This window comes from Acidovorax sp. KKS102, from assembly GCF_000302535.1.
Taxonomy (GTDB): Bacteria; Pseudomonadota; Gammaproteobacteria; order Burkholderiales; family Burkholderiaceae_C; genus Acidovorax.
This window is the reverse complement of record NC_018708.1, coordinates 2,718,049-2,744,647: the sequence shown is the minus strand read 5'-3', so window position 1 is coordinate 2,744,647 and position 26,599 is coordinate 2,718,049. Positions and strand designations below refer to the sequence as shown.

General features: G+C 66.8%; 23 protein-coding genes and 1 pseudogene. 7 read left to right on the top strand and 17 right to left on the bottom strand.

Translation table 11 applies throughout. The features are described 5' to 3' along the window. The first annotated feature begins 3 nt into the window (after positions 1-3). Complete coding sequence (locus tag C380_RS12570) at positions 4-3,636, top strand: EAL domain-containing protein (RefSeq protein WP_015014234.1); 3,633 nt, start codon at positions 4-6, stop codon at positions 3,634-3,636. Between the two features lie 120 nt (positions 3,637-3,756). Here the strand turns inward: C380_RS12570 and mmsB are convergent. The 11 genes and pseudogenes from mmsB to C380_RS12515 all read right to left on the bottom strand — a co-directional run. Beyond that, positions 3,757-4,662 (bottom strand): annotated as a pseudogene (gene mmsB, locus C380_RS12565) (3-hydroxyisobutyrate dehydrogenase); the annotation flags it as partial. A gap of 95 nt (positions 4,663-4,757) precedes the next feature. After that, the gene (locus C380_RS12560) at positions 4,758-5,159 is read right to left on the bottom strand and encodes a DUF488 domain-containing protein (RefSeq protein WP_015014232.1); all 402 of its coding nucleotides are present in this window, start codon (positions 5,157-5,159) and stop codon (positions 4,758-4,760) included. A 33-nt stretch (positions 5,160-5,192) separates the two neighbouring features. After that, complete coding sequence (locus tag C380_RS12555) at positions 5,193-5,723, bottom strand: TfoX/Sxy family protein (RefSeq protein ID WP_015014231.1); 531 nt, start codon at positions 5,721-5,723, stop codon at positions 5,193-5,195. Between the two features lie 62 nt (positions 5,724-5,785). Continuing rightward, positions 5,786-6,952 (bottom strand): acyl-CoA dehydrogenase family protein, encoded by a 1,167-nt coding sequence (locus C380_RS12550; RefSeq protein ID WP_015014230.1) that lies wholly within the window; start codon positions 6,950-6,952, stop codon positions 5,786-5,788. A gap of 45 nt (positions 6,953-6,997) precedes the next feature. Then, positions 6,998-7,384: a lysozyme inhibitor LprI family protein gene (locus C380_RS12545; protein WP_193353828.1), complete on the bottom strand. Its 387-nt coding sequence runs from the start codon at positions 7,382-7,384 to the stop codon at positions 6,998-7,000. A 190-nt stretch (positions 7,385-7,574) separates the two neighbouring features. Further along, on the bottom strand, positions 7,575-9,098 hold the full coding sequence (locus C380_RS12540; protein ID WP_015014228.1) for a CoA-acylating methylmalonate-semialdehyde dehydrogenase: 1,524 nt from the start codon (positions 9,096-9,098) through the stop codon (positions 7,575-7,577). Positions 9,099-9,354: 256 nt separating this feature from the next. Continuing rightward, entirely contained in the window at positions 9,355-10,410 is a 1,056-nt protein-coding gene (locus C380_RS12535; RefSeq protein ID WP_015014227.1) for a tripartite tricarboxylate transporter substrate binding protein, read from the bottom strand. Between the two features lie 66 nt (positions 10,411-10,476). Continuing rightward, the gene (maiA, locus tag C380_RS12530; protein ID WP_015014226.1) at positions 10,477-11,115 is read right to left on the bottom strand and encodes a maleylacetoacetate isomerase; all 639 of its coding nucleotides are present in this window, start codon (positions 11,113-11,115) and stop codon (positions 10,477-10,479) included. Between the two features lie 15 nt (positions 11,116-11,130). After that, positions 11,131-11,838 carry a fumarylacetoacetate hydrolase family protein gene (locus C380_RS12525; protein ID WP_015014225.1) on the bottom strand — a complete coding sequence of 236 codons (708 nt, stop codon included), beginning with the start codon at positions 11,836-11,838 and terminating at the stop codon, positions 11,131-11,133. Positions 11,839-11,922: 84 nt separating this feature from the next. After that, positions 11,923-13,056, bottom strand: a complete 1,134-nt coding sequence (locus C380_RS12520) for a cupin domain-containing protein (RefSeq protein WP_015014224.1) — start codon at positions 13,054-13,056, stop codon at positions 11,923-11,925. A 65-nt stretch (positions 13,057-13,121) separates the two neighbouring features. Next, positions 13,122-14,324 (bottom strand): 3-hydroxybenzoate 6-monooxygenase, encoded by a 1,203-nt coding sequence (locus C380_RS12515; protein WP_015014223.1) that lies wholly within the window; start codon positions 14,322-14,324, stop codon positions 13,122-13,124. A 126-nt stretch (positions 14,325-14,450) separates the two neighbouring features. Here C380_RS12515 and C380_RS12510 point away from each other — a divergent pair, with 126 nt between their 5' ends. The 5 genes from C380_RS12510 (at position 14,451) to C380_RS12490 (ending at position 17,762) form a co-directional block, all read left to right on the top strand. Next, entirely contained in the window at positions 14,451-14,933 is a 483-nt protein-coding gene (locus tag C380_RS12510) for a MarR family winged helix-turn-helix transcriptional regulator (RefSeq protein ID WP_015014222.1), read from the top strand. A gap of 4 nt (positions 14,934-14,937) precedes the next feature. Next, positions 14,938-15,840 (top strand): LysR family transcriptional regulator, encoded by a 903-nt coding sequence (locus C380_RS12505; RefSeq protein WP_015014221.1) that lies wholly within the window; start codon positions 14,938-14,940, stop codon positions 15,838-15,840. A 151-nt stretch (positions 15,841-15,991) separates the two neighbouring features. Continuing rightward, complete coding sequence (locus C380_RS12500; protein ID WP_015014220.1) at positions 15,992-16,453, top strand: NUDIX hydrolase; 462 nt, start codon at positions 15,992-15,994, stop codon at positions 16,451-16,453. 107 nt (positions 16,454-16,560) lie between these two features. Next, positions 16,561-17,013, top strand: coding sequence for a YiiD C-terminal domain-containing protein (locus C380_RS12495; RefSeq protein ID WP_015014219.1), 453 nt, complete (start codon positions 16,561-16,563; stop codon positions 17,011-17,013). A gap of 176 nt (positions 17,014-17,189) precedes the next feature. Beyond that, positions 17,190-17,762: an EF-hand domain-containing protein gene (locus tag C380_RS12490; RefSeq protein ID WP_043566512.1), complete on the top strand. Its 573-nt coding sequence runs from the start codon at positions 17,190-17,192 to the stop codon at positions 17,760-17,762. A gap of 56 nt (positions 17,763-17,818) precedes the next feature. On the opposite strand, the gene C380_RS24035 is transcribed toward C380_RS12490, so the two are convergent. The 6 genes from C380_RS24035 to C380_RS12465 form a co-directional block, all read right to left on the bottom strand. Continuing rightward, the gene (locus C380_RS24035) at positions 17,819-19,498 is read right to left on the bottom strand and encodes a PAS domain-containing sensor histidine kinase (RefSeq protein WP_015014217.1); all 1,680 of its coding nucleotides are present in this window, start codon (positions 19,496-19,498) and stop codon (positions 17,819-17,821) included. A 257-nt stretch (positions 19,499-19,755) separates the two neighbouring features. Further along, a complete protein-coding gene (locus C380_RS24485; protein ID WP_015014216.1) occupies positions 19,756-19,914 on the bottom strand; it encodes a DUF3309 family protein in 159 nt (52 codons plus the stop codon). 261 nt (positions 19,915-20,175) lie between these two features. After that, positions 20,176-21,819: a DHA2 family efflux MFS transporter permease subunit gene (locus C380_RS12480; protein ID WP_015014215.1), complete on the bottom strand. Its 1,644-nt coding sequence runs from the start codon at positions 21,817-21,819 to the stop codon at positions 20,176-20,178. Between the two features lie 16 nt (positions 21,820-21,835). Next, the gene (locus C380_RS12475; RefSeq protein WP_015014214.1) at positions 21,836-23,179 is read right to left on the bottom strand and encodes an HlyD family efflux transporter periplasmic adaptor subunit; all 1,344 of its coding nucleotides are present in this window, start codon (positions 23,177-23,179) and stop codon (positions 21,836-21,838) included. Between the two features lie 67 nt (positions 23,180-23,246). Continuing rightward, the gene (locus C380_RS12470) at positions 23,247-24,725 is read right to left on the bottom strand and encodes an efflux transporter outer membrane subunit (RefSeq protein ID WP_015014213.1); all 1,479 of its coding nucleotides are present in this window, start codon (positions 24,723-24,725) and stop codon (positions 23,247-23,249) included. A 34-nt stretch (positions 24,726-24,759) separates the two neighbouring features. Next, on the bottom strand, positions 24,760-25,293 hold the full coding sequence (locus tag C380_RS12465; RefSeq protein ID WP_015014212.1) for a MarR family winged helix-turn-helix transcriptional regulator: 534 nt from the start codon (positions 25,291-25,293) through the stop codon (positions 24,760-24,762). A 330-nt stretch (positions 25,294-25,623) separates the two neighbouring features. Between C380_RS12465 and C380_RS12460 the strand changes: the two genes are divergently transcribed. Next, on the top strand, positions 25,624-26,589 hold the full coding sequence (locus tag C380_RS12460; RefSeq protein WP_015014211.1) for a ketopantoate reductase family protein: 966 nt from the start codon (positions 25,624-25,626) through the stop codon (positions 26,587-26,589). Positions 26,590-26,599 lie beyond the last annotated feature (10 nt).

Here is a 26,599-nt window from a genome sequence, read left to right as displayed (position 1 = left end):
AGCATGGCAAAGATCCTCGTCGTTGATGACCTCCCCGCCAACCGCGCGCTGGTGGTCACGCTCATCGGGCACAGCGGCCACCAGGCGCTGGAGGCGGCCGATGGCGCCGAGGCGCTGGCCCTGGTCCGTGCCGAGCGGCCGGACCTGGTGATCTCCGACATCCTGATGCCGACCATGGACGGCTTTGAGTTCGTGCGGCAACTGCGCTCCGACCATGGCCTGGCGGCCACGCAGGTGATCTTTTGCAGTGCGCACTACCAGGAGGAAGAAGCCCTGCGTCTGGCCGAGGCCTGCGGCGTGACCCAGGTGCTGTTCAAGCCCTGCGAGCCGCAAGACATTCTGGCGGCCATCGAACAGGCGCTCACGCAGATCCGCCACCAGCCCTCGGTGGCGCTGGAGCACAGCTTTCAGACCCGCCACCTGCAGCTGATGACGGACAAGCTCACCGGCAACGTGGCCGAGCTGGCAGCCATGAACCGACGCCTGTCCGCACTGACCGACCTGAACCTGCAGCTGGCCTCAGAGCGCGACCCGCAGGTGCTGCTGGCCAATGTGTGCCGTGGCGCCCGCGAGCTGGTGGGCGCGCAGTACGCCGTGCTGTGCGTGGTGCGCAAGCACAGCGACGGCGCCATCACCTGCACCAGCGGCATGGACCCTGCCCTGCAGAACGGGCCTGTTGATCTGCCCGTGGTGTCGCACGGGCTGCTGGGCCAGCTGCGGGCGGAACGCCAGCCGCACCGCCTTGTTAATGCAGGGGGTGACCCCGTGGCGCTGGGCTTGCCCGCAGGATATCCCCCGGTGCACACGGCAGTGATCGCGCCCATCGTGTCGCTGTCGTTCTCCTATGGCTGGCTGTGCCTGGCCAACAAACAGGGGGCGGACGCCTTCAGCGCCGACGATGAAAAAGTCCTGGCCATCCTGGGCGCGCAAGTGGGCCGCATCTACGAAAACGGCAGCCTGTACCAGGAGATCCAGCAGCACGCCGAGCAACTGCAGGTGCAGGTGCAAGAGCGCCAGCGGGCTGTGGATGCCCTGCGCGCCAACAAGGCCAGCCTGCGCAGGGCCCAGGCGCTGGCCAAGATATCCCACGTCATCAGCGGGCCTGACGGCGCCTTTGAGAGCTGGCTGGACACCTTGCCTGACATGCTGGGGCTGGACGAGAGCGCCATGCCCCGCTCGGCCCGCGACTGGCTGGCGCTGGTGCACCCCGATGACCGCGACATGTTCCGCCGCCACGCGCTGCAGGCGGCGCACCAGGGCGCGCGCATGGACTTTACCTACCGCGTGGTGCGTGGCGACGGCCAGCCGCTGTACCTGCGCCAGGTGATGGAGCCCCTGGAGGACGAAGCGGGCCGGGGCGAGCTGGGCCGCTGGTTCAACACCATCCAGGACATCACCAAGGAAAAGCGCGCCGAAGAAGAACTGCACGAAAGCGACCGCCGCTTCAACGACATGCTCGACAAGGTCGAGATGATTTCGCTGATGCTGGACTGCGAAGGCCGCATCACCTACTGCAACGACTACCTGCTGCGGCTGACCGGCTGGCAGCGCGACGAAGTGTTTGGCCGCAACTGGTTCGACCTGTTCGTGCCGCCCGAGATGGGCGATGTGCGCAGCGTCTTTGCTGACGTGCTGGCCGACCGGCCCTCGGCCTGGCATTACGACAACGAGATCCTGACCCGGTCTGGCGAGCGGCGCCTGGTGCACTGGAACAACACGGTGCTGCGCTCCGTGGGCGGGCAGGTGACGGGGGTGGCGGCCCTGGGTGAGGACATCACGGCACGCCGCGACGCCGAGCGGCGCATCAAGCGGCTGAACCGCGTGTATGCCGTGCTCAGCGGCATCAACACCCTGATCGTGCGGGTGCGCCAGCGCGACGAGCTGTTCCGCGAGGCCTGCCGCATCGCGGTGGAGCACGGCCAGTTCAAGATCGCCTGGATCGGTCGCGTGGACCACGCCCTGCAAGAGGTGGTGCCGGTAGCGCTTGCCGGGGCCGGGGCGGAGTTCCTCATGCATGTGCGGCGCCGGTTGTGGCTGAGCGAAACCCCGAGAGAGGGCGAAAGCCTGAGCGCCAGCGTGGTGCGCACCCGGCAGTCCGTGGTGTGTGAGGACATTCAGAACGACCCGCGCATCCTCGTCCCCCAGGAGCTGGCTGCGCGCGGCGTAGCATCGATGGCCGTGTTGCCCCTGCTGGTGGCGCATGAGGTGGTCGGCGTGATTGCCCTGTTTGCCGACGAAGCCGAGTTCTTTGACGATGACGAGATGCACCTGCTGACCGAGCTGGCGGGGGACATCGGCTTTGCCATGGACCACCTCGACAAGGAAGAGCGGCTGAACTACCTGGCGTACTACGACGACATCACCGGTCTGCCCAACCGCACCCTGTTCCTGGAGCGCAGCGGCCAGCACCTGCGGCCACGCGAAGGCTCCAAGACGCTGCTCGGCATGGGGCTCATGGACATCAGCCGGTTTCGCTTTGTCAACGATACCCTGGGGCGCCAGGAGGGCGACGAACTGCTCAAGCAGGTGGCGCAGCGGCTGCAGCAGGCGGCGGGCGACGCGTACGACGTGGCGCGCATTGGCGTCAACAGCTTTGGCATCGCCGTGACTGACGCGCGGGATGCGGGCGCGGTGGCGCTGGCACTGGATGGCCTGATGCGCGCCTGTTTTGATGCGCCCTTTGTGCTGGGCGGCACCGAGCTGCGCATGGCCGCCAAAGCCGGTGTCGCGCTGTACCCCATGGATGGTGCCGATGCAGAAACCCTGCTGCGCAACGCCGAGGCAGCCCTCAACAAGGCCAAGGCCTCGGCCGACAGCCTGTTGTTCTACACCTCGGAGATGAACACCCGCGTGGCCGAAGCGCTGAGCCTGGAGGGGCGCCTGCGCGATGCGCTGGAGCAGGGCCTGTTTGCGCTGCACTACCAGCCCAAGCAGCACCTGGCCTCGGGCGCCATCGCCGGGGCCGAGGCCCTGATCCGCTGGAACGACCCCCGCCGGGGGCTGGTGCCGCCCGCGCAGTTCATCCCCATCCTGGAAGAAACCGGCCTGATCTACGACGTGGGTCGCTGGGCGCTGCGCCAGGCCCTGGCCGACAACCTGCGCTGGCGCCAGGCAGGGCTGGCGCCCCTGCGGGTGGCCGTCAATGTGTCGTTTCTTCAGCTGCGGCACCGGGGCTTCATTGCCGAGGTGCGCGACGCCGTGGCCCACGACGCCAATGCGGCCGCCGGGCTGGAGCTGGAGATCACCGAAAGCATGGTCATGGACGACGTGCAGCACAGCACCGCCAGCCTGCATGCACTGCGCGAGATGGGCATCACCATCGCCATCGACGACTTCGGCACAGGGTTCTCATCCCTGAGTTACCTCGCCAAACTGCCGGTGGACACGCTCAAGATCGACCGGTCCTTCATCCTCAACATGGCCTCGGGCCCGCAGGGCGTGGCGCTGGTCTCCACCATCATCAACCTGGGGCATTCGCTGGGCCTGAAGGTGGTCGCCGAAGGGGTGGAGACCGAGGACCAGTCCCGCCATCTGGCACTGCTGGGCTGCGACGAGATCCAGGGGTACCTGTTGAGCAAGCCGGTGCCTGCCGAGGTGTTTGAGGAGCAGTTTCTCCAGACCCTGGTGGCGAAATAGCGGGCAAAAAAATGCCGACCTGCAGGTCGGCATGGTGGCTGCGGCGTGAGGCCCTCGGTGGACGAGGGGGCCGCAAAGATCAGCAGCGCCCCCAGCCCTGGGTCCTCAGCGTATTCGCTTTCAGCCCTTTTGCACCATCTTGATGATGCTGGAGAAATCCAGCGCGCCGTGGCCCGCCAAGCTGTGCGCCGCATACAGATTACGCGCCATACCCCCCAGCGGCGTGGCAGCCTTCACCGCCATCGCGTTCTCCTGCGCCAGGCCCAGGTCCTTGAGCATTAGGTCCGTACCAAAGCCGCCCGCATAGCCTTTGCTGGCGGGCGCAGTTTCCATCACGCCGGGGAAGGGGTTGTACTTCTCCAGCGCCCAGTTGCCGCCCGAGCTGCGGCGCATGATTTCGCTCAGTACCTTGGGGTCCAGGCCGTTGGCCACGCCCAGGGCGATGGCCTCGCTGGTGCCGGCCATCAGGATGCCCAGCAGCATGTTGTTGCAGATCTTGGCGGTCTGGCCTGCGCCCACGGCGCCCGCGTGGAAGATGTTGGCGCCCATTTTTTCGAGCACGGGGCGGGCGCGTTCCAGATCAGCCGCGTCGCCGCCCACCATGAAGGTGAGGGTGCCTGCAATGGCGCCGCCGGTGCCGCCCGACACGGGCGCGTCGATAAAGGCCACGCCCTTGGCCTTGGCGGCCTCGGCCACCTTGCGGGAGGTGGCGGCAGCGATGGTGGAGCAGTCGATGATCAGCGTGCCCGCAGGCAGCTGGGCCAGCAGGTCGCCCGCGCCGAGGAACAGGCCTTCCACATGCTGGCTGGCGGGCAGCATGCTGATGACGACTTCGGCACCCGCCACGGCGGCCTTGGCGTCAGCTGCGATGGGCACGCCGTCTGCGGCCAGCTTGTCGCGGGCGGGTTGCGAGAGGTCGAAAGCGCGCACTTCGTGGCCTGCCTTGTGCAGGTTGTGTGCCATGGGGCCGCCCATGTTGCCGAGGCCGATGAATGCGATTTTCATGCTGTGTTGCTCCTGGATGTCGTTGTGATGGTGAAAGAAAAGGGTTCGGGTTCGGTATGAATTTGATAGCTACCAGCGCATATTCATCTAGCGCTTGAGCCCAAAAACATCTGAAATCAATCGGCGATGTCTGCTCCGCGGCCCGCCAGCTCAGCGCGGAGCACCGACCGGTGGCAGCGGGCTTCGTCCTCGCAGTAGCAGCCCAGCGACATGGCACTGTGGTGCGACAGCGCGGCCAGCAAATCCAGCGTGCGGCTGGCCTCGGGCTGGGCCAGTTCCTTGCGGAACTGTTTGGTGAAGGTCTCCCACGCCTTGTCGCCCTCCTTACCGATGGGCACCTGCTGGACCTGGGCCATGAGGTCGGCGCTGGGGGAGAGCAGGGGGTACCACACGTCGTAGTAGTCGCGGCTGGCGAACTCGGCCTTGGGCACGCCACGCGGTGGGCGGCGCACGGTGCCGATGCGGGTGCCTTCCCCAGCGGTGCGCGGGGTGCCAAGGCGGACGATGCGAAGGGGCATGGTGGGGCTCCGGGTGGGGTGTGGAGGGGTGAGTCAGTCGTCGGCTTCGAAGATGCTGTGCTTCTTGGCGGCGGGCTTTTTGGCAGGAGGCTTGGCGGCCTTGGCGGCCTTGGCGGCCTTGGCGGTCGTGCTTGTCGCTCCTTTCGTGCGCGTGCCTGTTGCTGCGACTGTCTTGGCAGTAGCTGGCCGGGCTTTGGCGGCATCCGTTTTTTTCTTGGGCGGTGCCGCCTTGGCGTGCGGGTTGTAGGCCAGTGCTTCGTCGATCCAGAAGCTCCATTGCGCCCGGGTGGAAAAGCCGTTGGGCTCCACCCAGAAGTAGCCCTTCATCCCGCCGCCTGGAGAGAGTTCGCGCGTGTTCTGCATCTCCTGCAACTCGCCGTGCCGTTCCGGCGGCAAACGCACCAGCAGCTCCTCGCCCTTGACGGCGATGCACATCTTGCCGTCCACGAAGAAGGCGTGCGTTCCAAACAGGGCACGCTCTTCCACGTCGCTGCGGTGCGCGAGCGCCGTGCGCACGGCGTCGATCAGGTGCAGGGTTTCGTCAGACAGTGGGCGGGCGGGCATGGTGAGAGAAAAAATGCCGGTAGCGCTAGTGCAATATGCCTGGATAGCTATGAATTTAGTAGCTACCGGATGGCCTCGGTGGCATCCCCGTCCAGCATGCGCCGCGCAATGATCACGCGCATGATTTCGTTGGTGCCTTCCAGAATCTGGTGCACACGTGCGTCGCGCAGCAGGCGCTCCAGCGGGTATTCGCGGATGTAGCCGTAGCCGCCGTGCAGTTGCAGGGCCTCGTTGACCACGGTAAAGCCTGCGTCGGTGGCAAAGCGCTTGGCCATGGCGCAGTAGGTGGATGCGTCGCGCGCACCGGCGTCCAGCTTGCTGGCGGCCAGGCGCACCATTTGGCGCGCTGCGACCAGTTCTGTGGCCATGTCGGCCAGCTTGAACTGCAGGGCCTGGAAGCTGGCGATGGGTTTGCCAAACTGTTTGCGGTCTTGCATGTACTGCTGCGCGGCGTTGAGCGCGCCTTGGGCTGCGCCCACCGAGCAGGTGGCGATGTTGATGCGGCCGCCGTCCAGGCCCTTCATCGCGATCTTGAAGCCTTCGCCTTCGCGGCCCAGCAGGTGGTCGGCAGGGATGCGCACGTTGTCAAAGCTGATGGTGCGCGTGGGCTGGCTGTTCCAGCCCATCTTCTGTTCCTTCTTGCCGTAGCTGATGCCGGGTGTGTCGGCGGGCACGGCAAAGGCGCTGATGCCGCTGGCGCCCGATGCTGCATCACCCGTGCGGGCCATGAGCACCAGCACGTCAGTGCTGCCTGCACCGCTGATGAAAGCCTTGGCGCCGTTGATGACGTATTCGTTGCCGACCAGTTCGGCGCGGGTCTTGAGCGAGGCGGCGTCGGAGCCTGCGCCGGGCTCGGTCAGGCAGTAGCTCGCGAGCTTTTCGCCGGTGGTCAGCAGCGGGCCCCAGTGGTCGCGCACGGCGGGTGTGGCCCAGGTGCCCAGCATCCAGGTGGCCATGTTGTGGATGGTGATGAAGGCGGTGGTGGATGGGTCTACCGCCGCCATTTCTTCGAAAACCAGCGTCGCGTCGAGGCGTGGCAGGGCGAGGCCACCGGCGGCTTCGGGGGCGTACAGGCCACAAAAGCCCAGCTCGCCCGCCTTGGCGATGGCTTCTTTGGGGAAGATGCCTTCTTCGTCCCAGTGCGCGGCGTGGGGTGCCAGCTCTGCCTGGGCAAAGTCGCGCGCAGTCTGGGCAAAGGCGCGCTGCTCTTCGGTGAGTTCAAAGTCCATGGTGTTCTGTCTCTTGGCTTTTTGTTGTTCTGGGGTGGGGCGTGTTCATGGCTTGGCGGACGGGTGGTCCAGCGTCAGCCAGCGCATCAGGCCTTTGCGGCGCGTCTGGGTTTCGGCCGTGAGGCACTCGTGGTACAGGCGCGGCCACTGGGGTTGCGACTCGTTGCTGCGCTGGGCCTGCTTGCAGCGCGTGGTGCGCTCGCGTTGCCAGGCCGTGTGCTCTTGCCGCAGCTGTGGCCGCTCGTGGGCCGACAGGGCGCGCATCACGTCGCCGTAAAGGACGGCGATCTCGGTATCGGCCGCCTGAAAGGCTTGCACGGCGCAGGCGTTGGTTTCTTCGACCGTGCCGCCGGGTTTGCAGGCGGCACCGGCCTGCGCGTGGGCATCGGCACTCATCAGCATCACGCAAACAGCACCGAGGCTGAAGAACATTGCCAATCCCCGCTTCTTCGTCTTGAAAAATTGCATTCCCCGCTTTTACCATCGACCACAGTGGTCATGACTGGCGGGGCTCAAGGCCAGTGCCACCGCGCTAGGGCCGCCCCGCCGCGCTGGTGGCGTCCCCCTTCCGCATCGCGCAGCGGTGCAGAGAAAGGGGGAAGCGGCGCAGCCGCTCAGGGGGTTACTTCAAGCTGATCGTCGTGTTCACACCATGCGAGATGGTGCTGTCGTCAAACCAGCGCGCCGTCACCGTCTTGGTCTGCGTGTAGAACAGCACGACCTGCTTGCCGTAGGGGCCCAGGTCGCCCAGCTTGGAAGCGCGCGAGCCCGAGAACGAGAACAGCGGCACTGGCACAGGGATTGGCACGTTGATGCCGACCTGGCCCACGTCGATCTCTTCCTGGAACTTGCGGGCGGCCGCACCCGACTGGGTGAAGATGGCGGTGCCGTTGCCGTTGGGGTTGCTGTTGATGAATTCGATGGCTTCGTCAATGTCGGCAGCGGCCGACAGGCATAGCACGGGGCCAAAGATTTCCTGGTCGTAGATGGCCATGCCGGGTTTGACGCCGCTGAACACCGTGGGACCCACAAAGTTGCCCTTTTCGTAGCCGGCCACCTGGGGCTTGCGGCCGTCCAGTTCCAGCGTGGCGCCGTCGGCAATGCCGCGCTCGATCAGGCCTTCCACACGCGACAGTGCAGCGCACGACACGACCGGGCCCACGTCGGTGCCCTTTTCCACACCAGCGCTCACCTTGAGCGTCTTGGCCTTCTCGACCAGCTCGGGAATCCACTTTTGCGCTTCGCCCACCAGCACCACCACCGACAGCGCCATGCAGCGCTGGCCTGCGGCGCCGAAGGCGGCACCGGCCAGGGCGTTCAGGGTTTGTTCCTTGTTCGCATCGGGCATCACGATGGCGTGGTTCTTGGCACCCATCATGCATTGCACGCGCTTGCCGTTCAGGCTGGCGCGGTTGTACACGTGCGTGCCCACCTTGGTGGAGCCGACAAAGCTGATGGCCTTGATGTCCTGGTGGTCGCAGATGGCGTTCACGGCCATTTCGCCGCCGTGCACCACGTTCAGCACGCCAGCGGGGATGCCGGCTTGCAGCGCCAGCTCGCACAGGCGCATGGTCACCATGGGGTCTTGCTCGGAGGGCTTGAGCACGAAGGTGTTGCCCGTGGCAATCGCCATGGGGAACATCCACAGCGGGATCATGGCGGGGAAGTTGAAGGGGGTGATGCCTGCGCACACGCCCAGGGGCTGCAGCAGGGTGTAGGTGTCCACGCCACCGGCCACGTTGTTGGCCAGCTCGCCCAGTTGCAGGTTGCCGATGCTGGCAGCGTGTTCGACCACTTCGAGGCCACGGAACACGTCGCCTTCAGCGTCCGGCAGGGTCTTGCCCTGTTCGGCCGTCAGGATGGCGGCCAGCTCAGCCATGTTTTCGCGGATGAGCTGCTGGTATTTGAGGAAGATGCGGGCGCGGGTGCCGATGGGGGTCTTCTTCCAGGTCTTGAACGCTTCCTTGGCCGAGGCCACGGCGGCATTGATTTCATCGGCCGTGGCAAACGGCACGCGGGCCAGCACTTCTTGCGTGGCGGGGTTCACCACGTCACGCCACTCGGTGGACTTGGATTCGACGAACTGGCCGCCGATCAACAGCTTGACGGTGGGGGCCAGCACGGCCGTGGAAGTGGGTGCATTCATGGGTGTGTGTCTCCTGGAAAAAATGCGTGCAGGGGTGCGGCAAGGTGCCTCGAACCGCTCCATGTTAGCTGTGCGAAATTGCTGGTGCAATAGAGAAAATTGCACTTTGTTTTTGCATATTTGCACATCGTCAGCCTGCTTGTGCGGCCCCCATGGCACAGCGCCCGCCCGGGGCCTTGCCCGCATGTACGGTGCAAGGCCCCAGGCGGGCGCGAGGGTCATTCGGCAGGTTGTGCAGGCGCAAGGCCCCTGGCCGTCATTCCAGGCTGATATTGGCTTTCTGGATCAGCAGCTTGTACTGCTCGGACTTGACCCCGGCCTGGCGCTGGATTTCTTCGACCGACCACGACAGGGGCTCGAACGCAAAGGTGTTGAATTTCTCGCGCACTTCGGGCTCTTGCAGCACTTTCAGCACATCGGCGTGGATCTGGGCGCGCACCGGTGCGGGCACGCCTTTGACGGCCAGCAGGGACACGAACGAGTTCACATCCACCTGCGCGGGGCCACCGGCCTCGGCCAGCGTGGGCACATCGGGCAGCTGCGCAATGCGCCGGGGGCCGGCCACCGCCAGGTAGCGGATCTTGCCGGCCTTGTAGATGCCCTGGCTGGAGGGAATGCTGGCCAGGCTCCAGGCCGGGTCGCCATTGGCAACCGAGGTGAACAGTTGGCTGACCTCGCGGAACGGCACATGGGTCATTTGTGTGCCGTCCACCAGGTCCAGCCACTCACCGCCCAGATGGCCTGGGCTGCCCACGCCCCATGAGCCATAGCTCACGGCGCCCTGGCCCTTCTTGGCGGCCGCAATCAGGTCGCCCATGTTCTTCCAGGGCGACTGCGTGGGCACGGCGACCAGGAACGGCGTGCGAAACAGCGGCGCCACCGGGTCAAAAACCTGCAAGGTCTGGAAGTTGCGTTGCTTGTACAGGTGGGGCAGGGCGGACAGGTGTTCGCTGTCCAGCTGCAGCAGGGTGTGGCCGTCCGGCGCGCCACGGCGCGCGGCCTCGATGGCGATGAAACCGCCGCCGCCGGGGCGGTTGTCCACCGTCACGCTCTGCTTCCAGGCCGCTGACAGTTTGTTGGCCACCAGGCGCAGCACTGCGTCGGGGCCGCTGCCGACGGCGAAGGCCGTGACCACGGTGACCGGCTTGCTGGGAAAGGCGGACGCGCTGCCCTGGGCCCACGCCAGGCAGGTGGCGCTGGCGCCGCCCAGCAGCAGGGCTGCGGTGGTGAGTGCACGGCGGCGCAGGCCGCGCTGCGGGGCCAGGGTGGCGTGGTGGTGGGGCGCCGAAGTGGCGGACGGGAAGGCGGGCATGGTTTGTCTCCGGGTTGTAGTGATGAATGCGGGTGTGCCGGTGGTGGCTGCGGTGGTGTGGCAGCGTCAGGCGTCTGGCTGGGCCGCAGGGGCGGCGCGGGCAAAGGCGGGCAGTTCGGCGCAGGCGGTATCCACTTCGCGGATGAGCGGCCAGGCGGCCATGTCCACGCCAAACCGGCGGGCGCTTTCGACCTGCGGAATCAGGTACACATCGGCCAGGCTGGGCGCGCCGCCAAAGCAGTAGCTGCCGCGCGTGGTGTCTTGGGCCAGCAGGGCCTCGATGGCGTCAAACCCGGCGGTGATCCAGGTGGCGCACCAGGCGTTGATGGCGGCTTCGTCCGCGCCAAACTGCTTGCGCAGCGTTTGCAGGATGCGGCGGTTGTTGATGGGGTGCACATCGCAGCCCACGATGGCAGCCAGTGCGCGCACCTGGGCGCGGGCCAGCGGGTCGGCAGGCAGCAGCGCGGGCGTGGGATAGCGCTCCTCCAGCCATTCGATGATGGCGGGTGACTGGATGAGCACCTGGCCGTTGTCGAGCTCCAGCGCGGGCACCAGGCCCTGCGGGTTGATGGCCTTGAACAGTGCCTGTGCCTGCTCGTCCACGCGCAGGTCCACCGGCACGTAGTCGGGCGTGAGGCCCTTGAGGTGGAGCGCGATGCGCAGGCGGTGCGAGGTGCCGCTGCGGAAAAAGCTGTAGAGCTTCATGGGGCGGTCCTCGGTTTATGCGGGTTGGCCCACGGTCAGCGCGATTTCGCCCACACCCTCCACGCGGCCGGTGATGTGGTCGCCGGGCACCACGGCGCCCACGCCTTCGGGCGTGCCGGTGTAGATGAGGTCGCCGGGCTGCAGGTGGTAGAACAGGGAGAGGTCGGCAATGATCTCGCGGATGTTCCAGATCAGCTTGTCCAGGTTGGACTGCTGCTTGACCGCGCCGTGGACCGACAGCTCGATCACGCCGGACTCGATCACCTGGCCCGGCATGGGCACCACCTCGCTGGCCACGGAGGATTGCTCCACGTCCTTGCCCAGATCCCAGGGGCGGCCCTTGTCGCGCGCCACCAGTTGCAGGTCGCGGCGGGTCATGTCCAGGCCGCAGGCGTAGCCGTAGATGTACTCATGCGCCTGCTCGGCCGGGATGCGGAACCCGGCCTTGCCAATCGCCACGACCAGTTCCATCTCGAAGTGGTAGTTCTGCGTCTCGGGCGGGTAGGCCACGGTGGCGCCTGATTCGGTCAGCGTCTGGGGCGCCTTGGTGAAGTAGAAGGGGCGCTCCACGCTTTTGTCCACGGGGCGACCCATCTCGACAGCATGCGCGTGGTAGTTGCGGCCCACAAAGAACAGGCGGTGGATGGGCAGGCGCTGCGCGCTGCCGCGCACTGGCAACGATTGAACGGGCGGTGGGGTCCAGAGGTAAGAGGTAGCAGTCATCGGGGCTTCCGGTCGAAGAGGAGTGCAGGGCCCACCCGCGTGGGCGGGCAGACGCTGCAAGGAATGAATGGGGCGGGGTTGTTGTCAGGCAGGCTCGATTTGTTCGCGCCAGGCATGCACGGCCTCAAAAATCGGTGTGTCGCTGAAGCGAAACAGATCCAGCGAGGGCTGGCCGGCATCGCACTGGGCGGTGAAGGGCTGCCAGGACGGCACCACAAACATGTCCCCACGGCGCACCTGCCACTGGTGGTCTCCCACCTTCACGGTGCCCTGGCCGTCAAACACCTGGAACACCGACGAGCCCACCTCGCGGCGCGTGCGGGTGGTGGCGCCGCTGCTCACCCGGTGCATCTCGCAGCGGATGGTGGGCAGCACGTCGCGGCCATTGGTGGGGTTGGTGTAACGCACTGCGGCGTGGCCGGGGCTCAGCGTGGCGGGGTGGCCCTCGGCTTCCAGCGCCAGTTGTTCGTTGAGGGCCTTGTCGGTGTCCACCCAGCGGTAGGCCAGCATGGGGGTGACGGGCTGGTCCTGCAGTTGCGACACCGGGCGCAGGCCCGGATGCGCCCACAGTCGTTCGGAGCGTGAGAGCATGGGCGTGATCCGCTCTGCCGGGCTGATGGCGTCGCGCCCCACCTCGAAGAACTGGGACTCGGTGTAGTAGGCGAACGGAATGTCCAGCCCGTCGATCCAGGCCATGGGCTTGTCGGCCGCGTTGTGGTGGGCGTGCCAGTTCCACCCGCCCTGGGGCAGGAAGTCGCCGCGCGACATGCGCACCGAGTCGCCATTGACCACGGTCCACACCCCTTCGCCCTCCACGATGAAGCGGAACGCGTGCTGTGTGTGGCGGTGTTCGGGCGCGTCTTCGCCCGGCATCAGGTACTGGATGGCCGCCCACAGCGTGGGGGTGGCAAAGGGCCGCCCGCCCAGGGACGGGTTGGCCAGGGCGATGGCCCGGCGCTCGCCCCCGCGCCCCACGGGCACGATGCGGCCGGCTTCATCGGCCAGCGGCACCAGCCGGTCCCACCGCCACAGGTGGGCGCTGGCCTTGCTCTGCGGATGGGGGGGCATCAGGTCGCCGATCTGCGTCCACAGCGGCACCAGCATTTCCTGCTCAAAGCCACGGTACAGCTGCTCCAGCGCGGGGGTGGGCTCGGGCTGGCCAGGGGCCGCCACGGCGGACAGGCGAACGGGGGACGGTACGGGATCCATCTCGCTCATGGGAATTCCTTGGGTTGAATGTGGGGGTAGGGGCGAAGATCGATGGGGCAAGGCGCCCGGCCGGCTCAGTCGGCCAGGCAGTTGTCGACCTTCCAGCCATACAGCCACTCCATCGCGTCGTAAAAACGCTCAGGGCTGCGGCCCTTCCAGAGGTCGTTGCGCACCAGGCGCTCCACGCCCTGGGCGTGAAAGATGCGGCCCATTTCGCGTGCCGACAGCACCACGCGTGCCGTGCGGGCGACGCGCGAGCGCTCGTACAGCGACAGCGCCTGGGGGAAGTCGTGTTGGCAGCGCTTGAGAGCCTCGCCCAGCGTCACCGCGTCTTCCAGCGCCATGCAGGCGCCCTGGGCCAGGTACTGCAGGGTGGGGTGGGCGGCATCGCCCAGCAAGGTGGCACGGCCAAACGTCCACTGGCCGATGGGCTCGCGGTCGGCGGTGGCCCAGCGTTTCCAGCTCTTGGGCATGTCGATCAGCTGGTGGGCGCGCGGGCAGCAGTCGCGGTAGTAGCTCTGCACCTCTTCGCGGCTGCCCTCGCGCACGCCCCATTCCTCCTGCTCGCGGCTGTGGAAGGTCACGACCACGTTGTACTGCTCGCCGCCACGCAGCGGGTAGTGCACCAGGTGGTAGTTGGGGCCGACCCAGATGCTGGCGGCGTTCCAGCGCAGGTCTTCGGGGAAGTCGTTCTTTTCCACCACGGCGCGGTACACCACATGGCCCGACACGCGGGCGGCATCGCCGACGTATTGCTGGCGCACGACGGACTTCACGCCATCCGCACCAATCAGGGCCTGGCCCCGGTGCGCCACGCCATGCTGGTCGTACACGGTGACGGTGTCACCGGTTTGCTCCACGCGCTCGATGCGCGTGCCGGTCAGTGTCTCGATGTTGCCGTGCGCTTTGGCCCCTTCCAGCAGCGAGGTGTGGATGTCCGCGCGGTGGATCACGGCGTACGGGTTGCCAAAGCGCTGGCGAAAAGCCTCGCCCGTGGGGATGCGGCCGACCAGGTGTTCGTCCAGCGCGTCATGCATCACCATTTCGTCGGTGTAGACCGCGCGGGCCCGCGCCAGCTCGCCAATGCCCAGGGCGTCGAACGCGGCAAAAGCGTTGGGGCCCAGCTGGATGCCCGCGCCGATCTCGCCGAGCTGCGGAGCCTGCTCCAGCACCTTGACCGCATAGCCCTGGCGTGCCAGGGCCAGCGCTGCTGCCACGCCACCGATGCCGCCGCCAGCGACCAGGACGGGCGCCGTGGGAGTGTTCAAAACTGTCATTGCCGCTGTCTCCATCCGTTGTGCCACTGACGTGGATCAATAAGCCGTATACATATCAAAAGTACACTGATGATTAGTGTAGGGCCTAAAATGACCCGCATCAAGATCGGTAGAAACCCTAGATTCATGTCCGTAGAGATCGACAACCTTCCCGGTTTCCATATCCGCCGCCTGCAGCAGATTGCGGTGGCCGTGTTTCTGGAGGAGACGCAGGCCACGGGCATCACCCCCGTGCAATACGCCGCGCTGTACGCCGTGGGGCGCGAGCCGGGCATCGACCAGCGCACGCTGGCGCGCACCATTGGTTTTGATACCTCCACCATTGGCAGCGTGATCGACCGGCTGGAGTCGCGCGGGCTGATGCAGCGCAACGCCCACCCCGAAGACCGCCGCGTGCGGCTGCTGACCCTCACGCCCGAAGGCCAGCGTGTGCTGGAAGAGGTGGAGCCCGGCATGCTGCGCGCGCAGGAGCGCATGCTCGAACCCCTGGCGCCCGAGCAGCGCAAGGTGTTCATGGACATGCTGCGCACGCTGGTGCGGGGCAACAACGCGCTCAGCCGTGCGCCCAGCGAGCCGCTGGACGGACGCGCTGCACGGCGGGCCCGGTGACGCCATGGACTGGGACAACCTGCGCTACTTTCTGGAACTGGCCCGCGCCGGCACGCTGGTGGGAGCCGCGCGCCGCCTGGCCGTGGACCACACCACGGTGGCGCGCCGCCTGCAGGCGCTCGAAAAGCAGGTGGGCTCCGCCCTGTTTGCACGCGAGGCCGGCGGCCACCGGCTGACCGAGGCCGGGCGCGCGCTGCTGCCCCAGGTCGAGGCCATGGAGGCCGCCTTTCTGGCGGTGGAAAACGCCACACCCGGCGTGCGCCAGGGCCTGCATGGCCTGGTGCGCATCGGTACCACCGAGGGCTTCGGTAACCTGATCCTGGCGCCCCAGCTGGCCCGGTTTGCGCTGGACCACCCCGGCCTGGTGGTGGACCTGCTGGCGCTGCCGCGTTTGGTACACCTGTCGCGCCGCGAGGCGGACATCGTCATCTCGCTGGAACGCCCGGCGCGCGGTGCGGTGGTGGTCGTGAAGCTCACCGACTACGTGCTGCAACTGTATGGAGCGCGCAGCTACCTGCAGCGCCATGCCCCCATCCACACGCCAGACGACCTGCGGGGCCACACCTTCATCAGCTACGTGGACGATCTGCTGTTCAGCAAGGAACTGCAGATTCTGGACGAGCTGCACCGCCCCGCGCACTTCGCGCTGCGCAGCACCAGCATCCTCGCCCAGTACGAAGCCGCCCGCGTGGGGGCGGGGCTGGCAGTGCTGCCCGCCTTTGTGGCGGCGCAAGACCCGTCGCTGGTGCCCGTATTGCCAGGGGTGGCACGCTTTCAGCGCACCTTCTGGATGTCCATGCCGGGCGACAACAAACATGTGGCCCGCATGCAGGCTACCTGGGCGTTTTTGCGCGAAGCGGTGGCGGCGCAGCAAGGGTTGCTATTGCCGCCTGCGGATGGACAGTGAATTGCTTTTGCTACTGTATTAATAGCTGTTTGCGCTTTTGAGGTAAGCGCTAGAGGCCATTTTGGCTTGATATCGGAGGGCAAAGGATGGAAGTGAAGAATCAATCAGGATCTGAGTCTTGAACCCCTTGCCACATCCCAGACCGTTTCGAGTGCGCCAACGCGCAGCGGCGCTGATCCAGAGCGAAGGCCGCGTGCTGCTGCACCGGGTGGTGGGCGACGCTTTCTGGGCGTTGCCCGGCGGTGGCATCGATGCGGGGGAGACGGCGGCACAAGCCCTGGTCCGTGAACTGCAGGAAGAACTGGGCCAGCCCGTGGAGCCCGGCGCGCTGGCCTGTGTGGTGGAAAACTTCTTCACGTACGCAGGCACCGCGTACCACGAGATCGGGCTGTATCTGCACGCTACGCCGCTGCCCGGAAGCCTGTTGTTGTCGCGCCCGGGGCCCTATGCGGGCGTCGAAGGCTCGCGCGCGCTGGAGTTCGCGTGGTTCGGGCCGGACGAGCTGGAGGGCATTGATGTGCGGCCTGCATTTCTGGCGGCGCACCTGCGGCACTGGCTGGTGCACGGAAGGGCTGAGGTCGCGCACATCGTTCACCGTGACCCGGGCTTTTGAAACCGACCCGTTGCGGCGGTGGTAGCCAAGTGCTGCGCTGCACCACGTTGGACGCTGTGCGGCGTTTTGATAGGGTCAGCGCTTGGCACTTTTTAGTGGGAAATCCTGTGACTCCTTCAGAACTGCAAACCTACCTGCACCAACACATCCCCCTGTCCCAGGCCATGCAGATCACCGTGGTGGAGGCATCGTTGCAGCAAGTAGTGCTGACGGCGCCCCTGGCGCCCAACATCAACCACCGCGAGACGGTATTTGGGGGCAGCGCCTCGGCTGTGGCCATTCTGGCGGCGTGGTCGATGCTGCACCTGGGGCTCACCGCTGAGGGGCTGGGCAGCCGTCTGGTGATCCAGCGCAACACCATGGACTACCTCATGCCCATTGACGGCAGCTTCACGGCTGTAGCCCTGGCGCCATCGCGGCCGGCCTGGGAGTCGTTTACCCGCATGATCCGCCGCAAGGGGCTGGGCCGGATCACACAGGCCGCAGCGCTGCACTACCAGGGGCAGGTGGCGGGGGCGCTCGCTGGCGAGTTTGTGGCCTTTGGCCCAGGCTATGCGTGAAGCGTGAGCGGTGGGGCGCTCTTGCTCTTGCATGAGGGGCCAAACTCGCCCCTTTAGCCCCCGCTGATCCCGCCATTGCCTGGGCGGCAGGCGCGTAACCTTGTAGCCCTGGGCGATGCGGCGGACTCCGGATGGATGGGGTCGCCAAGGCGGTCGCCACACAGGAGTTCATGGCGATGTCCCCTCTCATTTCCGGCCTCGCATCGGTGGCGTCGATGATTTTCAATGCGGCCTCCAGCGGCGCGGGCAAGGCGTCTGCGCGGCGTGGGGGGGAGGCGGCGCCGCCCGAGCCCTCGGCCGTGGTCACGCTCAGCCCTGAGGCGCAGACGCTGGCGGGCATGGCGGGGCAGGGCGTGTTGGCTACTCAAGGGACATCTGCGGGCACGGTGAACGCCGTGGGTCGTTCATCGGGCCAGACCACCGCGGCACTGCCCGGTGGCCGTGCAGCAGGTGCCGTGTCCAAGGACGATTTCCAGGCGCTGCTTACGCGGTTTGGCGCTACCGAAGACCAGAAGCAGCAGATCACCGCAGGCTTTGACGCCGACAAGGACGGCGTCATCACCCACGATGAATTCCTCAAGGGACTGGCGCGCACCAAGGGCCAACAGGCAGCTACCGACCCTTTTGCACAAGCCGTGCTGCAGGTGATGGACCGTGCAGGCAACGCCGATGGCACCGTGGGCAAGGACGAGTTTGCTACCCTGTCGTCAGCGTTTGGCCTGGCCGAGCGGCGCACGCACACGGTTTGACCACCCCGTACTTGACACCCCTGTAGGGGCGCTGTGGACTGAAGGTTTCGGGTCACTCAGGTCACTTTGGGCAGCGGCAGCAACACCCAGAAGCTGCTGCCCTTGCCCGGCTCGCTCTCCACACCCAGGCGGCCGCCCATGCCCTCGACCAGGCGTTTGCACAGCGCCAACCCCAACCCGGCGCCCTCGAAGCTGCGGGTGGTCGATCCGTCCACCTGCTCGAACAGGGTGAAGATGCGATGCTGATCGCCCGCCGCAATCCCGATGCCCTCGTCGGTGATGCGCAGACGCCATACGGTGGACTCTGGCGTGTCTTGCTCGGTGTGCAGGGCCAGGCGGATAGCGCCTGAGGGGCTGAACTTCACGGCGTTGTCCAGCAGGCTGACCAGCACTTGCTGAATGCGCTCGGCATCGCCCACATGGCGGGCCGTGCTGCCCTCGCCGTCGATGGTCATGAACATTTGCAGCCCCTTTTGGCGCGCCTGCGGCTCCAGCAGCTGCAGGGCATCGGCTGCCAGCTCGGGCATCGACAGGGGGGCGAACTGAAACGCCACCTGGCGTGTTTCCAGCGCGGCCAGGTCGATGAGGTCGTTGAGCATGCGCGTGAGGCCCGTGGCCGCGTCCATCACGTTGTTCAGGATGGGCTTGAGGCGTTCGTCCTGCGTGCGGTTGCGCACCAGCTCGGTCATGCCCAGGATCAGGGTCATGGGCGTGCGCAACTCGTGCCCGATGTTCGCCAGAAAGATCCGCTTGGTATTGAGCGCGGCCTCGGCCGCCTCCTTGGCGACGGACAGCGCTGCCGTTCGCTCCTTGACCCGGGCCTCCAGGTGCTCGCGCTCGGCCTGCAATGCCTGCTCCAGCTCCCGCCGGGCGGTCACGTCGCGCCCGATGCTGTGGTAACCGGCGGGCTGGCCCGAGGCGTCGCGGTACAGGCGGCTGGACATCTCGAACCAGCGCACACTGCCATTGGCACAGCGCATGGGCAGTGTCAGCAGTTGCTGCCGCTCGCGCACAGCCTGTCTCAGTGCTTCGGCACCCTCGGGCGTCAGGGCTTTGAAGATGGACTTTCCGATGACGTCGCGGGCAGGCACGCCGCGCGCCCGTTCGTCGGCGGGGCTTACATACGCCACCGTCATGTCGGGGTTGATCCGCCAGATGACTTCTGCGGCGCCTTCGGTCAGCAAGGTGTACTGCTGGTCCCGCTCGGACAGGTGCTGGTACAGGCGCAGCGCCTCACTGACGAACAGGTAAAAACACAGGCTGCTCAGCGACAGGGCTAGCGTGAAGATGATGAGCGCGTGCAGCGAATACGGCGCGCTTTGCATGCCGTTGCTGCCCAGCACGATGGCCAAGGTCGCGGCGGTGTAGCCCACACCCGCCGCGCGCCCCAGCAGCAGGTAGGCCGCACCCACCCCGATCAGGAACCACACGGCGCGCAGCTCGTGCCCCAGGGGCTGCCACAGGGCGTAGGTAAAAAGTGCCATCCCGATCAGGGTCTGGATGAGTGCCACTGGAACATAGACCTGGGGCCAGCGGCGCAGGGCCCACCACAGCGCTGCCATGAATGCGGTACCAGCGCCCAGGGTGAGGCTCCACGACCCGGGTGTGGCGACCAGCCCGGCCGCACCCGCTGCCAGCAACAGCAGCTCAAAAGCCACATTGGCCAGCAGGATGCCCCGCAGCAGGCGGATCTGAAACTGCCGCATGTCGCCAATGGCGGAGGGGGAAAAGGGCATGGTGGGGGGGGTACGGCGATTCTTTGAATTTATCGTTTATATCAATTAAATGATTGAAATGCCAATATTGTCAATTTGATTGTATTTTTGCTGCAAATTGATCATTTAGGCGTTTCTGGCCGAGGCTGGGTAGCCCCAAGACCTCGCGCTCCCTACAAAGCGCCCAAAACAAAGGGCCCTCGAAAGGGCCCTGTGTGCATTTGAAAACTTCCCCTGGGCAGACGCTGTGTGGCCTGCACCGGGAGTTCAACTACCGGTCATATCCGTCCCATCAGCAGCAGGATCACCAGGATCAGCACCACCAGACCAATCCCGCCGCTGGGCCCGTAGCCCCACGAGCGGCTGTGGCCCCAAGTGGGCAGCGCGCCGATCAGGATGAGGATCAGAACGATCAGGAGAATCAGCGAGAGTGACATGGCAGTTCCTTGTTGGAGTGGTTTGCGGTGAGTGCATTGTTGGGTGCACCCCGCGAACTGCCCGCAGGTGCCGCGCCCGCCGCGCGGTCAGGGATTTCCGACATCGGCTGTGGGAGGCGCGGACTGCAGCGGGGCGGGGCCCCGCTGGCTCACTGCGCCGCCATGTCAAAAATGATAGCTACAAGCGCATGATCCACTAGCGCTTGCGGCCGTTTTGGCCTGAAGTGTCCGCCGCGAGGCCCTGCCACGCGGCGGACGGGCTCAGTGGGCGCCCGCAGCGTCTGCCGCGCCCGCGCCGCCGGTGCGTGCCGGGCGTTTGGTCAGCCAGATCAGCCCGATGAGAAGCAAGAACAAGCCTGCCGAGCCCAGGAAGATGTCGTTGGCCGCGCGGGTGAAGGCCTGCTGGTCGATCAGCCGGTTGATCTGGGCCAGTGCCTGCATTTGCGTGAGGCCAGAGGCCATCAAGCCATCCAGCGTCTGCGCAAACACGCCCTGGCCTTGCACCAGCCCCTCAGTCAGGTGCGCGTGGTGCATGGCGGCGCGGCTCTCCCACAGCGTGGTGGCAATCGACGTGCCCATGGCACCGGCGGTGATGCGCACGAAGTTCGACAACCCCGCCGCCGCCGGGATGCGGTCTGGCGACACACCGGCCAGCGTCAGCGTGGTCAGGGGGATGAAGAAGAACGCCATGGCCGCACCCTGCAGCAGCGTGGGGATCAGGATGTGGATGAAGTCCGTCTGCACCGTGAACTGCGAACGCATCCACAGCACCGTGCTGAACACGATGAACGCCCCCGTGGCCATGCGGCGCGGGTCCCACTGGCCGACCTTGCGGCCCACCAGCGGCGTGAGCAGGATGGCGAACACGCCCACCGGCGCCAGCGCCATGCCGGCCGAGGTGGCCGTGTAGCCCATCCACTGCTGCAGCCACAGCGGCAGCAGCACCACGTTGCCGAAGAACAGCGCGTAGGCTACCGACAGCGCCAGCGCACCAAAGGTGAAGTTGCGGCCCTTGAAGAGTTTCAGATCCACCACCGGATGCTTCTCGGTCAGCTCCCACACCAGGAATACGGCGAACGCCACCACGGCCACCACACACAGGGTGATGATTTCGCCCGAGGCAAACCAGTCCAGTTCCTTGCCCTTGTCGAGCATGAGCTGCAGCGCGCCCACCCACAGCACCAGCAGGCTCAGGCCCACGGTGTCAATCGGCAGCTTGCGGATGGGGGTCTCGCGCTTGCGGTAGATGCCCCAGGTCAGCACGCCGGCCAGCAGGCCCACGGGCACGTTGATGTAGAAGATCCACGGCCACGAGATGTTGTCGGTGATCCACCCGCCCAAGAGTGGCCCCACCACGGGCGCCACCAGCGTGGTCACGCCCCACAGCGCCAGCGCCGTGCCTGCCAAGGCGCGCGGGTAGCTGGCCAGCAGCAGGGTTTGCGACAGCGGAATCATCGGCCCGGCCACCAGGCCTTGCAGCACGCGGAAGAAGACCAGCATCTCCAGCGACGACGCAAAGCCGCACAGCCAGGAGGTCAGCACGAAAAGCAGAACGCTCATGGTGAACAGGCGCACTGCGCCAAAGCGCTGCGTGAGCCAGCCAGTGAGCGGCACCGAGATCGCGTTGGCCACGCCAAAGCTGGTGATGACCCAGGTGCCCTGGCCGGGGCTCACGCCCAGGTCCCCGGCAATGGCGGGGATGGAGACGTTGGCGATGGACGAGTCCAGCACGTTCATGAACGTGGCCAGCGACAACGACAGCGTGCCCAGCAGCAAGGCGGTGCCCTGCAGCGGCGGATAGGCAGCGGGCGGGCCGGGTGGCGCCGCAGGGGGCGACACCGCAGCAGGCGCCGCCGGAGCGGGGGCCTGGCCTGCGGCGTCAGCAGTGGGGTTGGCGGCAGTCATGCTCGGTCAACCCCGCTCACTGCACCACGGGGGCTTGCACTGCAGGTTGCACGGGGGCTGATGCGTGCTTCTGAGCTTGCACGGCCTGCACAGCCTGCACAGCCTGCTGGCTACCCACCTTGGGCGATGCCACCGCCACGGCGGACTTGCCACTGCGGCCCAGGTTGGCGGCAATGATGTGCGCCACTTCGTCGTCGGCGGCCTTGAACTGCTCGTCAAACACGGCGGTGGCGGCCACGGGGGTGGTGCGCTGGGTGTCGGCCAGGGTCTTGCCGCTCTGGTCGGCAGTGTCCACCTTCACTTCCATCGACAGGCCCACGCGCAGCGGGTGCTCGGCCACTTCCTTGGGGTCCAGCGCAATGCGCACCGGCACGCGTTGCACCACCTTGATCCAGTTGCCGGTGGCGTTCTGTGCGGGCAGCAGTGCAAAGGCCGCGCCGGTGCCGGCGCCCAGGCCGGTCACGGTGCCGTGGTAGACCACCTTGGTGCCGTACACATCGGCTTCCAGCTCGGCGGGCTGGCCGATGCGCAAGGTCTTGAGCTGGCTTTCCTTGAAGTTCGCGTCCACCCACAGGTCGTTCAGGGGCACCAGCGTCATCAGCGGGGCGCCCGCCTGCACGCGCTGGCCCACCTGCACGCCGCGCTTGGCCACATGGCCGTCCAGAGGGGCCACCAGTTGCGCGCGCTGCACGGCCAGGTAGGCCTCGCGCACGCGGGCCGAAGCACGCTGCACATTGGGGTGTTGTTCGATGGAGGTGCCTTCGGTCTGCGTCTGGCTGGCGGCCAGTTGTTCTTGTGCGGCCAGCACAGCCGACTGGGCAGCGGCCACGGTGCTCTTGGCGGCGGCCAGCTGCGCGGTGGCGTGTTGAAACTCTTCCTTGCCCACGGCGCCGCTGGCCATAAGCGGGGTGCGGCGGTTCACATCGTCTTGCGCGCGGGCAGCATCGGCCTGGGCGCGGGCCAGGTCAGCGCTGCGCAGGCTGACCTGCGCCTTCAGCGTGGAGTTGTTGGCGTACAGGGTGCGCACTTCGCGCACCGTCTGCGCCAGCTGGGCCTCGGCCTGTTCCAGCGCCACGCGGGCGTCAGCAGGGTCCAGCTTGACGAGCAACTGGCCGGCCTTCACAAAGTCGGTGTCGTCCGCGCCGATGGACACCACGGTGCCACCGATTTGCGGCGTGATCTGCACCACGTTCCCCGCCACGTAGGCGTTGTCGGTGGTCTCGACATGGCGGCCATTGGCCCAGTGCCAGCCGCCCCAGCCAATGGCCACCAGCGCGACGGCGGCAGCAATCAGGGTGAGGCCCCGGCGGCGGGCGGTGTTGGACTCGTTGGCGGTGAGGGGTTCGCTCTTAGCGGTCATGGCAATGGTCTTTCAGGAATGTGTTGTTATGTGTTTTTTAAGAGGGCGGTGTGGCGTTCTGGGCTGGTCAGTGCGCGGCGGCGGTGTGCAGCACGGCCGTGTCGTCGGTCCAGCCGCCACCCAGCGCCTTCATCAGCACCAGGCGGGTGTCGAGCTGGCGGGCGCGCAGGTCCACGGCCAGGCGGCGCTGGGCCAGCACCTGGCTTTCGGTGGACAGCACCACCAGGTAGTTGCCCAGGCCCGCGCGGTAGCGCTCCTGCGCAAAGCGGTAGGCCTTTTCAGCACTGGCCACAGCCTCGTCCTGCAAGGCCTGCTGCCGGGTGAGCGACTGGATGGAGGCGACGGCGTCGCCCGCTTCCTTCACGGCGTCGAGCACGGCGCCGTTGTACTGGGCGATGGCGGCATCCAGCTCGGCCGCGCGGCCGCCCAGCTGGGCGCGCAGGCGGCCGCCGTCAAAGATCGGCAGGCGCAACGCGGGCGTCACGCCCATCTGGCGTGAGCTGCCGTTGAACAGCCGGTCCAGACCCAGCGAGTTCAGGCCGATGAACGCGCCGATGTTGATGTTGGGATAGAACTCGCTGCGCGCGCTGTTCACGCCTTGCGTTGCCGCCTCCACGCGCCAGCGGGCGGCCACCACATCGGGGCGGCGGCCCAGCAGGTCGGCGCCCAGCACCTCGGGCACGGCGGTGGGCTGCAGGGCTGCAAGGCGGGGCGTGAGCTGGGGCAGGGCATCGGGCGCCTGGCCGGTCAGCACGGCCAGCTGGCGGCGGCCCAGGGTGATCTGTTCGTCCAGCGCTTCGATTTGTGTGCGGGCGTCGGGTACGGCGGCCTGGGCCTGGGTCAGCTCGACCTGGCTGTCCAGGCCTGCGGCGGTGCGTTCTTGCGTGAGCTTGCGTTGCTCTTCACGCTGTTCCAGCGCACGTTGGGCCACGTCGCGCTGGGCCACCAGCCGGGCCAGGGCCACATAGCTGCGGCCCACCTGGGCGGCCAGGGTGTTGGCGGCGGCGGCTGCATCGGCCTGGGCGGCGCGGGCCTGGCCCAGGGCGGCCTGCAGCTCGGCGGCGTGCTGGCCGAAGAAGTCGGGCGACCAGCTCAGTGTGGCTTGCACGGTGCCGCTGTTGTAGGTGTTGCCGGCGATGGGGGCGGGCACCAGCCCGTTGGCGGTGTAGCGCTGGCGGGTGGCGTCCACGCCCAGCGTGGCTTGCGGGCCGTTGGCAGCCTCACGCACCTGGCTCAGGGCCACGGCTTGTTCCAGGCGGGCGCGGCTCACGGCCAGGCTGGGGTTGCCTTGCAGGGCGGTGTCGATCAGGGTGTTGAGCTGCTCGTCACCCAGGGCTTTCCACCACTGGCTGGTGGCCACAACGTCGGTGGTGGCGGCGGTCAGACCAGCGGCGGCCGGGGTGGTTTGCGCGAGTGGCGTGTGGGCGGGGCCTGGGTTGGCGCAGCCCACCAGCAGCAGTGCGGCGGCCAGGGCCACGGCCGACACCGCCAGGTGGGCGGCGAGGGCAGAGCGGGTGGACAGGGGGGTTGGGGCAGTGGCGGTCACGGAAATCTCCAGGGGGCAGGGCAACAGGGCGGGATCAACCGGCTGCGGGTTCGGTGGGTGAGGGGGTCTGCTGGCGCAGCGCTTCGCCGTTGGCCAGCATGCGGCGCAGCATGGACAGCAGCAGCTGCCACTCGTCATGGCTGAAGTCGCTGAGGTGGCCGTTGAGCACGTCGGCCAGCACGGGGGGCACCAGGGCGGCAATGCGCTGGCCTTCGGCCGTGAGCTTGAGCTGCACGACGCGGCGGTCCACGGTGGAGCGCTCCCGCACCACCAGGCCCTTGGCTTCCATGCGGTCAAGCGACCGGGTCATGGAGGCGGGGTCGGTCTCCAGGTCCCGCGCCAGGGTGGCCACCGTGGCGGTCTCGCACAGCGACAACTTGAACAGCGGCAGCCACTGGGCGTAGGTCAGGTCGTGCAACGACAGCTGGGCATCGGCCTGCGTGCGGATGGACGACATCACCTTGCGCATCAGGTAGCCGACGCTGTTTTCGGGCACCAGCTTGCTGGGGTCGTAGTGCTCGGCGTTGTAGAACGCGGGGGCTTGGCTGGGTTTGGGGGGAGCTGACATGGGTGAGGAATTTAATTGACTAGACAATTATTGTCTTTGCATTGATTCAATTCCTGACACTGAAAAGGGGCCTTTGGTCTGGGGCGGGGCCCACGGACGGGGTGTAACGGATGGCGGTTTGCGGTGCCGGAATTCGCGCATGCGACCGAAGCGCGCCCCTGCGATCAATCTCACGCACAGTCAGTTTGCTACGTATTTGATAGCTTTCGAGGCATGTTCGACTAGCGCATCAATCCAAAAAGCCTTGATATTTGGAGCTCAGGCCGTCACCGATATAGTGGGGCGCCTCGCTGTTCGACCCTTCCGTACCTTGCCCACCGGGACACCGCCATGACCGCTGCTGCTGATTCCTCTACCTCCCAGCCCACCGCCTCGGACGTTTCCCCGCCCCTGCGTTTCGCCGTGATGGGCGCGGGTGCCGTGGGCTGCTACTTTGGCGCGTTACTTGCCCGGGCGGGCCATGCCGTCACGCTCATCGGGCGGCCCGCTCATGTGCTGGCCGTGCGAGACAACGGGCTGCGGCTGCAGACCGCAGCGATGGATGTGCAGGTGCCCCTGGCGGCCAGCACCGAGCCCAGTGCGGTGCACGGCGCAGACGTGGTGCTGTTCTGCGTGAAGTCGTCCGACTCGGAAGACGCTGCGCGGCAGATTCGCCCCCACCTCGCGCCCGGCGCGCTGGTGCTGACCTTGCAGAACGGCGTGGACAACGACGAGCGCGTGCGCGCGGTGCTGGACGCGAGCACCCCCGTGGCCGCTGCCGTGGTGTATGTCGCCACCGCCATGGGTGGCCCAGGGCATGTGGTGCATCATGGCCGGGGCGAGCTGGTGATTGCACCTTCGCCACGCAGCGACGAGGTGGCCCGCCAGCTCACGGCAGCGGGCATCCCGACCCACGTGTCAGACAACGTGCGCGGCGCGCTCTGGGCCAAGCTGGTGCTCAACAGCGCCTACAACGCGCTGTCGGCCCTGTCGCAGCAGCCCTACGGCCCGCTGGTGCAGGTGCCCGGCGTGACGCAGGTGATTGCCGACATCGTGGCTGAATGCCTGGCCGTGGCGGCTGCTGACGGTGTGACGATTCCGGGCGATGTGCAGGCGGCGGTGCGTGGCATTGCCAGCACCATGCCCAGCCAGTATTCGTCCACCGCGCAGGACCTGGCGCGGGGCAAACCCACCGAGATCGACCACCTGAACGGTTATGTGGTCAAGCGCGGCGCCGCATTGGGGGTGCCGACGCCGCTGAACCACGCGCTGCAGGTGCTGGTCAAGTTGGCCGAGATGAAGCGCGCTGCAGGCTGATTTTCGGACG

Excerpts from the sequence above, each read along its gene's own strand:
- C380_RS12570 (WP_015014234.1), top strand. The coding sequence starts at position 4 with ATGGCAAAGATCCTCGTCGTTGATGACCTCCCCGCCAACCGCGCGCTG.
- C380_RS12560 (WP_015014232.1), bottom strand. The coding sequence starts at position 5,159 with ATGCCCCTTCGCATCGTCCGCCTTGGCACCCCGCGCACCGCTGGGGAA.
- C380_RS12555 (WP_015014231.1), bottom strand. The coding sequence starts at position 5,723 with ATGCCCGCCCGCCCACTGTCTGACGAAACCCTGCACCTGATCGACGCC.
- C380_RS12550 (WP_015014230.1), bottom strand. The coding sequence starts at position 6,952 with ATGGACTTTGAACTCACCGAAGAGCAGCGCGCCTTTGCCCAGACTGCG.
- C380_RS12545 (WP_193353828.1), bottom strand. The coding sequence starts at position 7,384 with ATGTTCTTCAGCCTCGGTGCTGTTTGCGTGATGCTGATGAGTGCCGAT.
- C380_RS12540 (WP_015014228.1), bottom strand. The coding sequence starts at position 9,098 with ATGAATGCACCCACTTCCACGGCCGTGCTGGCCCCCACCGTCAAGCTG.
- C380_RS12535 (WP_015014227.1), bottom strand. The coding sequence starts at position 10,410 with ATGCCCGCCTTCCCGTCCGCCACTTCGGCGCCCCACCACCACGCCACC.
- maiA (WP_015014226.1), bottom strand. The coding sequence starts at position 11,115 with ATGAAGCTCTACAGCTTTTTCCGCAGCGGCACCTCGCACCGCCTGCGC.
- C380_RS12525 (WP_015014225.1), bottom strand. The coding sequence starts at position 11,838 with ATGACTGCTACCTCTTACCTCTGGACCCCACCGCCCGTTCAATCGTTG.
- C380_RS12520 (WP_015014224.1), bottom strand. The coding sequence starts at position 13,056 with ATGAGCGAGATGGATCCCGTACCGTCCCCCGTTCGCCTGTCCGCCGTG.
- C380_RS12515 (WP_015014223.1), bottom strand. The coding sequence starts at position 14,324 with ATGACAGTTTTGAACACTCCCACGGCGCCCGTCCTGGTCGCTGGCGGC.
- C380_RS12510 (WP_015014222.1), top strand. The coding sequence starts at position 14,451 with ATGTCCGTAGAGATCGACAACCTTCCCGGTTTCCATATCCGCCGCCTG.
- C380_RS12505 (WP_015014221.1), top strand. The coding sequence starts at position 14,938 with ATGGACTGGGACAACCTGCGCTACTTTCTGGAACTGGCCCGCGCCGGC.
- C380_RS12490 (WP_043566512.1), top strand. The coding sequence starts at position 17,190 with ATGTCCCCTCTCATTTCCGGCCTCGCATCGGTGGCGTCGATGATTTTC.
- C380_RS24035 (WP_015014217.1), bottom strand. The coding sequence starts at position 19,498 with ATGCCCTTTTCCCCCTCCGCCATTGGCGACATGCGGCAGTTTCAGATC.
- C380_RS24485 (WP_015014216.1), bottom strand. The coding sequence starts at position 19,914 with ATGTCACTCTCGCTGATTCTCCTGATCGTTCTGATCCTCATCCTGATC.
- C380_RS12480 (WP_015014215.1), bottom strand. The coding sequence starts at position 21,819 with ATGACTGCCGCCAACCCCACTGCTGACGCCGCAGGCCAGGCCCCCGCT.
- C380_RS12475 (WP_015014214.1), bottom strand. The coding sequence starts at position 23,179 with ATGACCGCTAAGAGCGAACCCCTCACCGCCAACGAGTCCAACACCGCC.
- C380_RS12465 (WP_015014212.1), bottom strand. The coding sequence starts at position 25,293 with ATGTCAGCTCCCCCCAAACCCAGCCAAGCCCCCGCGTTCTACAACGCC.
- C380_RS12460 (WP_015014211.1), top strand. The coding sequence starts at position 25,624 with ATGACCGCTGCTGCTGATTCCTCTACCTCCCAGCCCACCGCCTCGGAC.